General features: G+C 72.4%; 16 protein-coding genes and 1 pseudogene. 12 read left to right on the top strand and 5 right to left on the bottom strand.

Going from position 1 to position 12628, the window contains the following annotated elements; translation table 11 throughout:
- Positions 1-106 precede the first annotated feature (106 nt).
- The 5 genes and pseudogenes from BUE43_RS24725 (at position 107) to BUE43_RS24740 (ending at position 2033) form a co-directional block, all read left to right on the top strand.
- The gene (locus BUE43_RS24725) at positions 107-982 is read left to right on the top strand and encodes a helix-turn-helix domain-containing protein (RefSeq protein ID WP_200797665.1); all 876 of its coding nucleotides are present in this window, start codon (positions 107-109) and stop codon (positions 980-982) included.
- Entirely contained in the window at positions 979-1284 is a 306-nt protein-coding gene (locus BUE43_RS24730) for a DUF397 domain-containing protein (protein ID WP_073487553.1), read from the top strand. The genes BUE43_RS24725 and BUE43_RS24730 overlap by 4 nt, the downstream gene beginning before the upstream one ends.
- 43 nt (positions 1285-1327) lie before the next feature.
- Positions 1328-1633 carry a DUF397 domain-containing protein gene (locus BUE43_RS24735; protein WP_073487555.1) on the top strand — a complete coding sequence of 102 codons (306 nt, stop codon included), beginning with the start codon at positions 1328-1330 and terminating at the stop codon, positions 1631-1633.
- Positions 1634-1676: 43 nt separating this feature from the next.
- A pseudogene (locus BUE43_RS35345) lies at positions 1677-1760 on the top strand (DUF397 domain-containing protein); the annotation flags it as partial.
- Positions 1761-1814: 54 nt separating this feature from the next.
- A complete protein-coding gene (locus BUE43_RS24740) occupies positions 1815-2033 on the top strand; it encodes a DUF397 domain-containing protein (protein ID WP_327083490.1) in 219 nt (72 codons plus the stop codon).
- An 84-nt stretch (positions 2034-2117) separates the two neighbouring features.
- On the opposite strand, the gene BUE43_RS24745 is transcribed toward BUE43_RS24740, so the two are convergent.
- On the bottom strand, positions 2118-3044 hold the full coding sequence (locus BUE43_RS24745) for a ribonuclease Z (protein WP_073487560.1): 927 nt from the start codon (positions 3042-3044) through the stop codon (positions 2118-2120).
- Between the two features lie 162 nt (positions 3045-3206).
- On the opposite strand from BUE43_RS24745, the gene BUE43_RS24750 reads away from it, so the two are divergent.
- Positions 3207-3962: a 4'-phosphopantetheinyl transferase family protein gene (locus BUE43_RS24750; RefSeq protein ID WP_073487562.1), complete on the top strand. Its 756-nt coding sequence runs from the start codon at positions 3207-3209 to the stop codon at positions 3960-3962.
- Between the two features lie 136 nt (positions 3963-4098).
- On the opposite strand, the gene BUE43_RS24755 is transcribed toward BUE43_RS24750, so the two are convergent.
- The 3 genes from BUE43_RS24755 to BUE43_RS24765 all read right to left on the bottom strand — a co-directional run bounded on the left by BUE43_RS24755 (position 4099) and on the right by BUE43_RS24765 (position 6056).
- A complete protein-coding gene (locus BUE43_RS24755; RefSeq protein ID WP_073487564.1) occupies positions 4099-4509 on the bottom strand; it encodes a VOC family protein in 411 nt (136 codons plus the stop codon).
- A 102-nt stretch (positions 4510-4611) separates the two neighbouring features.
- A complete protein-coding gene (locus tag BUE43_RS24760) occupies positions 4612-4953 on the bottom strand; it encodes a helix-turn-helix domain-containing protein (protein ID WP_200797669.1) in 342 nt (113 codons plus the stop codon).
- A 110-nt stretch (positions 4954-5063) separates the two neighbouring features.
- On the bottom strand, positions 5064-6056 hold the full coding sequence (locus BUE43_RS24765) for an o-succinylbenzoate synthase (RefSeq protein ID WP_268844441.1): 993 nt from the start codon (positions 6054-6056) through the stop codon (positions 5064-5066).
- Between the two features lie 90 nt (positions 6057-6146).
- Between BUE43_RS24765 and BUE43_RS24770 the strand changes: the two genes are divergently transcribed.
- Positions 6147-6563, top strand: a complete 417-nt coding sequence (locus BUE43_RS24770; protein WP_073487568.1) for a hypothetical protein — start codon at positions 6147-6149, stop codon at positions 6561-6563.
- 56 nt (positions 6564-6619) lie between these two features.
- Here BUE43_RS24770 and BUE43_RS24775 read toward each other — a convergent pair whose 3' ends face one another.
- On the bottom strand, positions 6620-7093 hold the full coding sequence (locus BUE43_RS24775; protein ID WP_073487570.1) for a hypothetical protein: 474 nt from the start codon (positions 7091-7093) through the stop codon (positions 6620-6622).
- Positions 7094-7311: 218 nt separating this feature from the next.
- Between BUE43_RS24775 and BUE43_RS24780 the strand changes: the two genes are divergently transcribed.
- From BUE43_RS24780 to BUE43_RS34380, 5 genes are all read left to right on the top strand, one after another.
- On the top strand, positions 7312-7764 hold the full coding sequence (locus BUE43_RS24780) for a flavodoxin family protein (RefSeq protein WP_073487572.1): 453 nt from the start codon (positions 7312-7314) through the stop codon (positions 7762-7764).
- 415 nt (positions 7765-8179) lie between these two features.
- Positions 8180-9241: a thiopeptide-type bacteriocin biosynthesis protein gene (locus tag BUE43_RS24785; RefSeq protein WP_073487574.1), complete on the top strand. Its 1062-nt coding sequence runs from the start codon at positions 8180-8182 to the stop codon at positions 9239-9241.
- Positions 9231-11780 carry a lantibiotic dehydratase gene (locus BUE43_RS24790; RefSeq protein ID WP_143174362.1) on the top strand — a complete coding sequence of 850 codons (2550 nt, stop codon included), beginning with the start codon at positions 9231-9233 and terminating at the stop codon, positions 11778-11780. Before BUE43_RS24785 ends, BUE43_RS24790 begins: the two co-directional genes overlap by 11 nt.
- A 25-nt stretch (positions 11781-11805) precedes the next feature.
- Entirely contained in the window at positions 11806-11946 is a 141-nt protein-coding gene (locus BUE43_RS34375) for a hypothetical protein (protein WP_159447787.1), read from the top strand.
- A 123-nt stretch (positions 11947-12069) separates the two neighbouring features.
- Positions 12070-12240, top strand: a complete 171-nt coding sequence (locus BUE43_RS34380; RefSeq protein ID WP_159447788.1) for a hypothetical protein — start codon at positions 12070-12072, stop codon at positions 12238-12240.
- The last annotated feature ends 388 nt before the right edge of the window (positions 12241-12628 follow it).

A 12628-nucleotide genomic window follows, 5' to 3' on the forward strand; every position in this document is an offset into this window, starting at 1 on the left:
GGTAGGCAGTAAGACTTACTTGGTGAAGTTGCCCAATGGGGTGACTTGTCGGTCCTGGCGGGCACACGGGCAAACTTGCCTGTCCCCGACGCCGAAAGGACCCGCCGTGGCCGAGACGCCTCCGGAAGCAGTCCCACTGCTCAGCCCGACGGTCGGCCGACGTTGGCTCGCCCAGGAGTTCCGCCGCCTCCGCGAGGCCGCCAACATGACCCAGTCCGACGTCGCGAAGCGCCTCCGGTGCGCCTCAACGAAGATCACGCACCTGGAGAGCATGCGGAACACGTTCAACGCGACCGACCTGGAGATCGCGTTGCCCTTCCTCGGGGTCCCACCGGAGCGGGTCGAGTGGTACCTCCGCATCTGGGAGGCGTCCCGCGAGAAGGGCTGGTGGGACGGCAGCCAGGCCATCCCCTCCTGGTTCTCGTTCTACGTCGGCCTGGAGTGGGGAGCCAGCGAGATCCACTCCTGGGACATGGGCTACATCCCCGGCCTCCTCCAAACGCAGGGCTATGCCGAAGCAGTGATCACGGATGGAGCAACTGTCAACGACAGCGCCATCAACGAGCAGGTCGTTACCCGACTGCGCCGGCAGGAAGCGTTGCGCCGCCGAGAGAATCCCCTTCGACTCCACGCGATCTTGGATGAGTCCGTGCTACGTCGTCGAGTCGGCAGCCCTCAGGTGATGCGTGACCAGCTTCGACACTTGGCCACGCTGGATGAGGGCCCTACGATCACTCTTCAGGTGATGCCCTTCGCGCGAGGTGAGCACCGAGGTCAGCTCGGTTCTTTCAAGTGGCTGGGCTTCCCGCAGGAGGGAGATCCCGGCGTTGTGTACTTGGAAAACCAGGGCGGCGGTCTCTACCTGGAGAAGTCCGAGCAGCTCAGCAGATTTCGCGCTGACTTCGTGGAGCTCAGCCGGCGAGCCCTCGCACCGGAGGCATCGATCAAACTGATCAACTCGCTGCTGGAGGAGCTCGGATGAGCACAAGCGCTACTTTCTCGGTCTCCCTCCGTGGAGTGCAGTGGCGGAAAAGTAGACGGAGCGGCCACGGCGGCGGAGACTGCGTCGAGGTCGCCGACCTGGCTCCGCTGTGGCGGAAGAGCAGCCACAGCGGCCCTAACGGCGGACAGTGCGTGGAGGTGACCGGGCTGGCCGGACCAGTGGGAGTGCGGGACTCCAAGAATCCCACCGGACCGGCACTAGTGTTCAACCCCACTGCGTGGACATCCTTCGTACGGAACACCAAGACCGGCCAGCTCAACCTCCCCAGCACGGAGAGCTGAACACGGCAACACCCGCCCTCCCCAAGGCTTTGAAGGAGCCTGGATGAGCGCGAGCCATGTCCCCAAGGCAACCAGTCCCGATCCGAAGTGGCGGAAGAGCGGTCGCAGCGGCCCCAATGGGGGAGCATGCGTCGAGGTCGCCGACCTCGCCCCGCTCTGGCGAAAAAGCAGCCATAGCGGCCCCAACGGCGGCGAGTGTGTCGAGGTGGCCAACCTGACCGGACCAGTCGGGGTACGGGACTCCAAGAACCCCACCGGACCAGCACTGGCGTTCAGCCCCACCGCATGGACATCCTTCATGCAGACCACCAAGAGCGGCCGACTCAACCTCCCCAGCACGGAGAGCTGAACACGGCAACACCCGCCCTCCTCAAGGCTTCGAAGGAGCTCCGATGAGAACTGCCCGGCTTGCGGTTCGGTGGCGGAAAAGCAGCCGAAGCGGCAACGGTGGCGGCAACTGCGTCGAGGTCGCCGACCTGGCTCCGCTGTGGCGGAAGAGCTGCCACAGTGGGCAAGGCGGCGGACAGTGCTTGGAAGTCGCCAACCTGGCGATGATGTGGCGGAAGAGCGGCCACAGCGGCCCCAACGGCGGACAGTGCGTTGAAGTGGCCGACCTGACCGGACCGGTCGGGGTGCGGGACTCCAAGAATCCTGCTGGACCAGCGCTGGCCTTCCACTCCACCGCATGGAAGTCCTTCGTGCGGAGCACCAAGGCCGGCCGGCTCGACCTTCCCGGCGCGGAGGGCTGAGCTCGGCGTCGCCCGCCCTTCCTGGGTGAGATCGTTCCCATGCGGCGTGGATGGGCGGGCTGGAGTGCTCGTGCTCGCCGGACTTTAGGCGGGCACGATCCGGCGGGCCGGCACGGGGATGCGGGTGAGGTCCTCGGCGACCACGATGTCGCCGTCGAACAGCTCGGCCGCTTCGGCGTGGAAGCGGGTCGGGTCGTCGTAGCGCTGGGAGAAGTGGGTGAGCACCAGGCAGCGCACCCCGCACTCCGCCGCGACCCGGGCGGCCTGGGCGGCGGTGAGGTGGCCGTAGTCGGTGGCCAGCGCGCGGTCCTCGTCCAGGAAGGTTGATTCGATCACCAGGAGGTCGACGCCGTCGGCGAGCGCGTAGACCGCGTCGCACAGCCGGGTGTCCATGACGAACGCGAAGCGCTGGCCCGGTCGCGGTGCGCTCACCTCCGCCAGGGCCACCGTGCGGCCGTCGACCTCCAGGGAGCCGGCTCTCTGGAGCTGGCCGACCCGTGGTCCGCTGATTCCGAAGCGCGCCAACAGTTCCGGCACCATGCGGCGTCCGTCCGGCTCGACAAGGCGGTACCCGAAGGACTCCACTCCGTGGTCCAGCCGGCGGGCCTCCAGCACGCCGAACGGCCCGGTCGCGACCGGGCCGTCCCTCTCGACCGGGACCTCCCGGAGGTCGGCCGTCTCGTAGAAGGCGCAGGCGTGCCGGAGGCGGGCGAAGAACTCCCGTCCGGAGGCCGGGTAGTGGGCGTGCACCGGGTGTGCGACCCGGTCCAGCGACAACCGCTGGACGATGCCGGGCACCCCGAGGCAGTGGTCGCCGTGGAAGTGGGTCAGGCACAGCCGGGTGATGTCCGAGGCGGCCACCCCGGCCAGCAGCATCTGCCGTTGGACGCCCTCGCCCGGGTCGAACAACAGCCCCTCGTCGTCCCACCGCAGCAGGTACCCGTTGTGGTTGCGCCGTCGGGTGGGCACCTGGCTGGCCGTGCCCAGGACGATCAGCTCACGTGGCGACACGCCCGGACCATACCGACGGGCTCCCCCGTCCAGCTCCGCGTCGTCCCCCTTCTCGTTCGTGCGGCGGCGCAGGCGCCTTCGTCGTCGGGGTGAAGGCGATCACTGCGCGCGTGTTGCCGACCCCGCTAGCGTCGTGCCGTCGATGAGCTGGAGGGTGGGGACATGGCGGAGCACGAGGAGCTGCCGGCGGACGAGTGCCACGTCTGGTGGGCGCGCCCGGACGCCGCGCTGGCCGGTCTCGTCGGGTTGTTCGACGAGGCCGAGCGCCGACGCCACGACCGCTTCCTGCGCGAGGCCGACCGGTGGCGCTACGTCGCCGGGCACGCCCTGATCCGGCTCGTCCTCGCCCCGCTCGTCGGGCGTCGCCCGGCCGAGCTGGCCTTCTCCACCGTCTGCCGGCACTGTGGGGCCGGCCACGGCAAGCCCCGGCTCACGCCGGAGTCCGGGCTGGACTTCTCGCTCTCCCACTCCGGCGACCGGGTCGTGCTCGCGGTGGCCAGGGGTGTGGAGCTCGGGGTCGACGTCGAGGAGCTGAGCCGCCGCACCGAGCCGGAGCTGGCCGAGCACGTGCTCTCCCCCGCCGAGCTGTCGGCGCTCGACGCGCTGCCGGAGGACCGGCGGCACGCCGGTTTCTTCACCTACTGGACGCGCAAGGAGGCGGTGCTCAAGGCGACCGGCCACGGGCTGGCGATCGCCACCCGCGCCGTGGAGCTGTCGGCGCCGACCGAACCGCCCCGGCTCGTGCGGTGGTCGGCGGCCGAGCCCCTGAACTCCCCGGTCACGCTGCACGACCTCCGGCCGGGCCCCGGGCACCTGGCCGCCCTGGCGGTGCTGACCGACCAGCCGCACCGGGTGGTCGAGCGGGACGGCGACCGCCTGCTCCGCCAGGCCCTCGCCGACCTGCCCGCCGCCCGCTAGGACCAACCTGGAGATCGGCTTTCCGCGTTTCTCCCGGAACCAGGCGAAGATCCGAAGCCGAGCGGTTCTTCTCCTTTCCCGGCAAGGTTTCCGTCACCGGGATTCGACTCCCGCTCGTGACCCCGTGGTTCGGGCCTCAGGCCTTCGGCTGCGTGAAACGGATGCGGTTGCCGAACGGGTCGCGGAGGCCGCAGTCGATTCCGTACGGGCGCTCGGTCGGTTCCTCGGTGAACTCGACGCCCTTGGCGAGCAGCTTCTCGTAGGTGCCCCGGCAGTCCTCCGTGGTGAGGATGAGCCAGCCGCCCATCGCACCCTTGGTGACCAGGTCGCGGACCTGCTGCGCGGTCTCCTCGGACATGGCCGGCGCGCCCGGCTTCTCCAGCAGGATCTGGCGCTCCGGGTGGCCGGGGACGCTGACGGCCAGCCAGCGCATGAAGCCCATGTCGATGTCGGCGGCGACCTCCAGCCCCAGCTTGCCGACGTAGAAGTCGAGGGCCTCGTCCTGGTCGAGGACGTAGATCTGCGAGTGCGTGATGGCGTTGAACATGGGAGTAACGCTACTGGCGAGGTCCGGACGAAAACTTATCCAAAACTGCTCGGTTGCCGGACGGCGTTGGCGAGGGCGGAACCTTCAGGCGCTCGGGCGGGCCTACGCCATCACGAAGCACGTCGGCACGCCCGAGGCCGTCGTTTCCTTCCGGTACTCCCTGGGCGACCGGCCGACGATGTCGCGGAACGTGCGGCTGAACGTGCCCAGGCTGCCGAAGCCGACCTCGAAACAGATGTCCGTCACGCTGCGGTCGGTCTCCCGCAGCAGGAACATCGCCCGCTCGACCCGGCGGCGCTGGAGGTAGCGGTGCGGCGTCTCGCCGAACGTGGCGCGGAACGTGCGCGTGAAGTGCGCCTCCGACACGTGGGCGATCCGCGCCAGGGCCGGGACGTCCAGCGGCTGCGCGTAGGCGCGGTCCATCGCGTCCCGTGCCCGGAGCATCCGGCGGTTGGTCTCTTCCACGGCGCGACTCACCGCGCCATCACACCACAGCGCCACCACACCAAGGGCCATCACGCCACAGCGCTCCGCCGCTGGTGACAGCCCCGTTCTCACAGCTCGGGGCCGCCCCCGGCGGTGAGCACGGCGTGCGTCCGCCGGAGGCGGTCCAGCCACCACGCGCGGCGCTCGTCGTCGACGATCTCGGCGGCGGCCAGCAGCTCCGGGTCGGGCGCGGGCGGGGCCGTCGGCACCCGCAGCTCGCCGTCGACCGGGCGCAGCCCGTCGGCGACGAGGTCGCCGTCGAACAACGCGAGCGTGCCCAGCCCGCAGGCGAAGTCCAGCTCCGGCAGCGCGGCGGCCAGCGCCACCTGCGCGGCCAGCCCCACGCTGGTCTCCAACGCCGAGGACACCACGCACGGCAGCCCGCACGCCTCGGCGACCCGCAGGGCGCGGCGCACCCCGCCCAGCGGCGTGCACTTGATCACCGCCACGTCGGCGGCGCCCGCCACCGCGACCCGCAGCGGGTCCTCCGCCCGGCGGATCGACTCGTCGGCGGCGACGCGCACGTCGACCCGGCGGCGCACCGCGGCCAGCTCGTCGAGGGTGCGGCAGGGTTGCTCCACGTACTCCAGCCCGCCCGCCGCGCGGTCGAGCTGGCGGATGCGCGCGACCGCCGTGTCGACGTCCCACGCGCCGTTGGCGTCCACCCTGATCCGGCCGGACGGCCCGAGGGCGTCCCGCGTCGCGGCCACCCGCTCCGCGTCCTCCGCCGCGGAGTCCGGGTGGTCGGCGACCTTCACCTTGGCCGTGCGGCAGCCGGAGGCGGCGACGATGGCCGCCGCGCGCTCCGGCCCGACCGCCGGGACGGTGCAGTTGACCGGGACGCGGTCCCGGACCGGCGGGGGCCAGCCCCGCCCGGCGGCCTCCAGCGCGGTGGCCAACCAGCTCGCGGACTCCCGGTCGTCGTACTCCGGGAAGGGGCAGAACTCGCCCCAGCCGACCGGACCGGGCAGCACGACGCCCTCCCGCACGGTGATGCCGCGGAACCGCGTCCGCATCGGAACGGCGTACACCCGCGCCTGGTCGAGACCCACGCTCTCCACGGGGCCGAATCCTGCCACCGGGCCTTGACTGCCGTTTCGTAACGGTGTTCTATAACGGCGTTCTGATTGCTGCTCCGCGCGGAGGACCCCATGCAGACGCTCGTGCTCAGCACCCCGTCCCGCCTGGTCGCCGGCCTGGTCCTGCTCACCGTGGTGACCATCGAGGTCGGTGGCTGGTACCTCACGAAGGTGACCGCCGGACGAGTGCCCCTGACCGACTTCCAGAAGGCGTTCGCCAGGGCCGGGCACGCGCACGCCGGCGTCCTGGTCACCCTCGGCCTGGTCTGCCTGGTGCTCGCGGACGCCACCCGGCTCGACGGCGCGCTGGGCTGGATCGCCCGCCTCGGCGTCCCGGCCGCGGCGGTGCTCATGTCCGCCGGCTTCTTCGCGTCCTCCCTCAGCCCGGGCGCCACCCGCCCCAACCGGCTGATCGCCGTGCTGTGGGTCGGAGCCGCCGCGCTGGCCGCCGGCGTGGTGACCCTCGGGATCGGCCTCCTGACGAGCTGACCGGGGCGGCCGGAGAGAACAGCGCGGCCGGAGAGAACAGCGCGGCCGGAGAACAGCTAGGAGTCCGGCGAGCGGGAGACCAGGAACACCGTCATCGGGACCTCGGTGTGGTCGACGATCAGGTGAGTGTTCGTGACGTGGTTCCTGGCCCCGCCCATGCGCTGGGGCACCTTGTACGTGCCGAGGTCGTGGTCGGGCGGGAAACGCCAGTCGAGGTTCAACGGGATCTGCGGCAGGCTCCACGTCCCTTCGTCCCGCACCCGCCGCTCGCCAGCCGGGTCGCCGCCGAGGTTCGAGACGAGGGACCGCAGGCAGGCGTCGGACGGGGTGAGCCTGATGTAGAGCACCCCACCCGAGCCGATGATGTTCTCGTCCGAGAACCACCGCAGCCCGTCCTGGCACGGCAGGTCGATGGCGTAGCGGTGGAGCGCCTCCTCCAGCGTCTCGATGCCGCGCGTGACGTCTTCCTCCGGATGCGGCGGGTACTTCCTGGGGTCGCTCGCGCCGCAACCCGCGACCAGCAGGCTCACACCTGCGACCGCCGACCATCCTCGAACAGCGAGGGACCGCCTCCGCGCGGGCTGTGCGACGACCACTGGGACTCCTCCCGGTCTGTGTCCTCCCTCCTGGGGACGCCCCACCGAGAAGCCGGTTCCGTCAACGTTGATCAAAACCTCTGTCGATCACAACGACTGCTGCGCACGGCCACTGTTGCGGACCGGCGGCGAGGCGGGCAGGCTCCCGAGGCGTGCCGCGGCTGCTGATCATCCACCACACGCCCTCCCCGCACCTGCAGGCGATGTTCGAGGCGGTCGTCTCCGGCGCGACCACGCCGGAGATCGAGGGCGTGGACGTCGAGCGGCGGGCGGCCCTGGCGGTCACGGCGGTCGACGTCCTGGAGGCGGATGGCTTCCTCCTGGGCACTCCGGCGAACCTGGGCTACATGAGCGGCGCGCTGAAGCACGCCTTCGACCTCATCTACTACCCGTGCCTGGACTCCACGCGCGGGCGGCCGTACGGCCTGTACGTGCACGGCAACCAGGGCACCGAGGGCGCTGTGCGCAGCGTCGAGGGCGTGACCACGGGGTTGGGCTGGCAGAAGGTCGCCGACCCGGTGGTGGTCATGGGCGATCCCGGCAAGGCCGATCTGGAGGCGTGCTGGAACCTGGGCGCCACCGTGGCCGCCCAGCTCACGGCGTAGCCGAGGCGGCACGCCGGTGGCGGTCGTCGCTGTGAGTGTCCACTGTGGATGACTGCTTGTGAGTGATACCGACTCGGTCACCGCGCGCCCGACCACACCGGCGCTCCGCAGTGGCCGGAGATCGGCATCCGGCCCGTCACAGCGAGCGCCGATCCCGACGAACGTGCTGCCCTGACGGCATCTCCGCTCCGCCGGACGATCTCCCGCGACCCGGAGAAGACCCGGAAACCGCTCTGCGCCAAGGGATCGAGACCGCGTTCGGTGACTTCGGGTGAGAGCGACGGCCGCCTCCCCTCCTTCAGGTGAAGTTGCCACCAGCGGCCGCCCTCCCGATCCGGTGATTGGGCTGCCTGCGGTTTCGCCGTCCCGACAAGGGAGTCATGCTCAGTTCATCGCCATTACCGAGGGTGTTCCCATGACAGCCAGCAACCAGTTGGTGAGCAAGGTTCCCGACTACCCCGTGCCGGTGGGAGAACGTGAGTTCTCGTTGGCCGACTTCCTCACCGGCTGCCTGGAGACGACGCGCGGCGCCGGCCAGGGCGACGCCGAGCTCGCCGACGCCCACCGCGCCTTCGTGGCCGCCGGCCTCGCCGCGCTCCGCGCCGGGGCCGAGCAGCGGGAGTGGACGCAGGTCGGCCTCGCCGCGCGGCCGGACGCCCAGACCGTCCTCCCCGGGCTGATCGCCGACATCGCGGGGGAACTCCTCGACCACGGGCTGGCCGTCAACTTCTTCTTCATGCACAAGCCCCCCGGTCTGCGACTCCGCTTCCAGGCGGCGCCCGGCCGGTTCACCGAGCTGCACCGCCGGGTGCTGGGCTGGGCCGAGGAGCTGCGCGCCCGCGGCACCGCGCAGACCGTCCTGCCCGCCGTGTACGAGCCGGAGACCCAGCTGTTCGGCGGGCCGGTCTCCATGCGGTACGTGCACGAGCTGTTCACCGCGGACTCCCTCGCCTGGCTGGAGATCCACCGGCACGCGGCCGCCGCGCCGGGGCCGGAGGGCGGGGAGGACGCCGCGCCGCCGTGGGCGATGTCCCTGTTGTTGCTGCGCGCCGTCCTCGACGGGCTGGAGATCGTCGGCTGGGAGCACCGGGACGTGTGGCGCCGGGTGCAGTGGGAGACCGGGCGCCAGTTCCCCACCGAGGCCCGCGCGGTCGCCGGGCTGGCCTCGGCCGCGGAGGGCATCCGCCGGATGTGGGAACGGCCCGACGCGCTGCTGCGCCGCCTGCCGCGCTGGGCGCAGCGGGTCGCCGAGCGGCACCGCGCGGCCGCGCTGGACGTGGGGCACCGGTGGCGCGCCGAGTACTTCCACACCGAGCACGCCGACGTCGGACCGCGCAGGGCCGCCGCGTTCTACGTGGTCTTCCACTGGAACCGGGGCCGGTTGACGGCGGCGCGCCAGTCGCTGCTCGCCGAGGCGCTCGCCAGTCCCGGCCAGGAACCCGCGGAGGTCGGGGAGGTCGGGGACGGTGTCGGATAACCGGCGGGGAGACCAGGGCGCGGCGTTGCTCCGGCTGGCGGGCCTGCCGGTGCGGCTGTGGCTGGCCGGCGGCTGCCCCCGGCTGTTCTCCCTGCTGGCCGAGTCCGACCGGTCGGCGGACGACTACCGTCGGAGCGCCGCCCGGCTCGCCGAGCGGATCGGCGAGCGCCTGGTCCCCCTGCGGGAGCTCGCCGACCAGGACCGGGTCCGGCTCATCGCGCTGCGCCGGACCCTGCACCACGGCCTCCCGGTCGACGGGGACCAGCACGCGGCGCTGGTCGAGCGGATCGGCCTGCTCCCCGATCCGGGGCCTCGGATCGCCGCCGAGCTGCGGTCGCTCGCCGAACGGTCCCGCTGGCTCCACGCGCTCGACGCGCACATCGCGAGCGAGATCGCGGCGGAGCAGGTCCGCCTGCGCGGCCTGCCCTGGCGGCTGCTCCGCTCGTCGCCGGCCGGCGCGGCGGCGCTCGCCCACGACGCCCCGGACGCCCTGGCCGACGTCGAGCGCCGGTTGGCCGCCGGCGAGGACTGGGACGACAAGCGGCTCCGGCAGCGCGGCGACTACCTGTGGCGGCTGATCGGCCGGGGAGCGGTCAAGACAACGCCCCGCACGTGGCTGGGGCACGTCGCGCTGGTCGACATCACCGACACGGCCGGCACCCGCGACGACGGCGACCGGCGCCTTCTGTCCACAAGAGACGGATCGGAGCCCGTCGCCGCCCGGTACGCCGTGCACCAGGTGTCCAACGTGTACACGTCGCGGCCGGACCCGGCGGACGGGGCCGCGTCCGGGCAGGGCGAGGTCTCCCTCACCGGACTGCACTGGTTGGACGGGGAGGACCTGGTCTGCTGGGTCGTCGACCAGCGGGGCGGAACCCACACGCGGGAGGTCCGGCTGCGCAACACCCCGGTGCTCGACGCCGTCCGTCGGGCGCTGGCCGGGGGACCGCGCGAGCGCGACGACGTGCTGGCCCAACTGCTCGGGGCCAGGACCCGGGACCCGGGGGCCGTGGCGACGCTCACCGCGTTCCTGGACCACCTCGTCCAGCTCGGCGTCGTGCAGCGCGCCGCCAGGGTCACCAACCTCCTGTCCGACTGGCGGCACTCGCCCACCGGAGCGTCCACAGAGGACGGTTCCGCGTTCGTGGACGTCTACCGGCAGGTCCGCGCGGTCGTCTCGGCGAGCGCGGTCGAGCGGGTGCGGCAGGCGACGGCGCCGGCGCTCCGGCTCGCCGCCCTGATCCAGCGGGAACGGAAGCGGCCGAGGCATCCGGTGCTGGAACTGCTCGACGAGCGCCGCCGGACCGTCCCCGAGTTGGTGCGACGATACCTCCAGGAGCACCGCGACCAGCGGCCACCGGCCCCGGAGGGAGCACCCAGGGACTGGCCGCGCGCCGACCGCCCCGACTCCGGGTACGCCCGGTTGCTGGCCTGCCTCGCCGACCGCTGCGACCGCGGCGAGGACCCGATCCGGATCGACGCGCGGCTACTGGAAGCCGTCGGCGCGACCGGGACCCCCGAGATCGACGCGGACTGGCCGCTGGACCTCATGCTCCGCCCCCTCCCGTCCGGCGGGCCGCTGGCCGTGCTGGAGACCGCCAGCGCGCCGGCGACCACCGACGCCCGGTTCGCCGACGGGTTGGGCCAGCTGCACGGCGAGCCCGCGTTGGTCGCGGACTACCGCGCCTTCCTCCGCGACCGGGAGCGCCGCGACGGCGGCCGGTTCGTGGAGGTCCTGGTGCCGCCCCTGTCCGAGCGCGCGGCGAACGCGGTGCGCCGGCCCCGCTACACCGACCTGTGGACCGGCGACCCCGACCACCGCGCCTACCACCCGCCCCCCGACCGGTCGGACAGCACCCAGCCGGGCGACGCCCGGCCGAGGTACCTGCCGTTGCACGCGATCACCTTGCGGCTCGTCGACGGCCGCGCGGTCGCCGAGGCCGAGGGGCAGGTCGTGTGGCCGATGTACCACGCGACCCGGGTTCCCCTACCGCCGTGGGACATCGTCATGGCCCTGCTGCGCGCCGCCGCGCCCGAGGGGTCCCGACGGGGAATCCGGTGGAGCGGCCTGCTGGCCGCCTTCCCCACCCGCGACCACCTGCCCCGGGTCCAGATCGAGGACGACCTGGTCCTGTGCCCCGCCCAGTGGCGGGTGCGGCGGGCGGAGCTGTGGCCGGCCGGTGCCACGACGGTGGACAAGCTCCGCGTGCTCTCCCGGCTCATGGCGCGGCGGGGCGTGCCCCGGTGGGTCTTCGCCGCGCCCGGCGCCGCCGCCCGTCCGGTGCCGGTCGACCTGGCCGGCCTGCCCGCGGTCCGGATCGTCGACCGCCTGCTCGCCGCGCCCGACGTCGAGGAGATCCTCGTGGAGGAGATGCTGCCGACCCCGGACCAGGCCGCGGTCTCGGACACCGCGCACGCCCCCGGCGACCGGCTGGTGGCCCAGCTCCTCCTGCGGCTGCCGGCCGCCTCCGCGCCCTTCCGCCCCGCCGTCCGCGCGGCGCCCCGTCCCACCGAGGTCGAACCGGCCGCGGGCACGTGAAACCCAACCGGAGAAAGGAGAAACAGTGGATCTCACGCTGGACCTGGAGGACCTGGACAGCCTGATCGACGACCTGGAGACGCAGGTCAACGAGGTGCGACTCCCGGAGCGTCAGGCGGAGACCATCCCGAGCCTCATCGTCTGCACGCAGAACTGCACGGTCTAACCGCAGCGGCCAGGGTGGGCGCGGCGCGAGCCCGCCCACCCCACGCCGTCCTCCCCACCCGCCGGGGACCTCCCGGGCACGGGTGCGGGGATCCGACCGATCGCCGACGAAGGGAGGTGAGCGATGGGCGAGTCCCTCCCGCTCCACGACCTGGACCAGCTCATCGAGGACCTGGAGGCCCGCACGGCCGAGTTCCGGCTGCCGGACCCGCCGGACGGCGGGCGGCTGAGCCACCTGCTGTGCAGCGTCCTCGATCCCGAGTGCCGACCCCGGACCGTTCTCGGCTGCCAGTGAGCGTCACCGCCGGCCTGCCGTCCGCGACATCTCGACGGCCAGGAGCACCGACGGTCGTCGCTGGTCGAACCGGGTGGGTGCGCGGGTGGCGCCCACCCGGTCCACTTCGGACAGAGCGGTCCGCTTCGCCCGTCAGCTCCTTCGCTCACGCGCGCTCTCGCGGGAGCCGAGCCGAGGACGCCACTTCCACCAAAGGTCCACTGTGGACATATGTGGCCCGGCCCGACGTCCGACCTGTCGACCCCCGCTCTGCCGAGAGCGTCCCCGACCACCCCGGAGACCCGAATCCCCCACCGAGCGATCCCACGGAGGACGACGTGTCCCACCGCTTCCCGGCCCAGCGACACCGGCGCCGCGGGCTCCCGCCCAGACGCAGACCCACCCCTCG

Source organism: Streptoalloteichus hindustanus (assembly GCF_900129375.1).
GTDB classification, from domain to species: Bacteria; Actinomycetota; Actinomycetes; order Mycobacteriales; family Pseudonocardiaceae; genus Streptoalloteichus; species Streptoalloteichus hindustanus.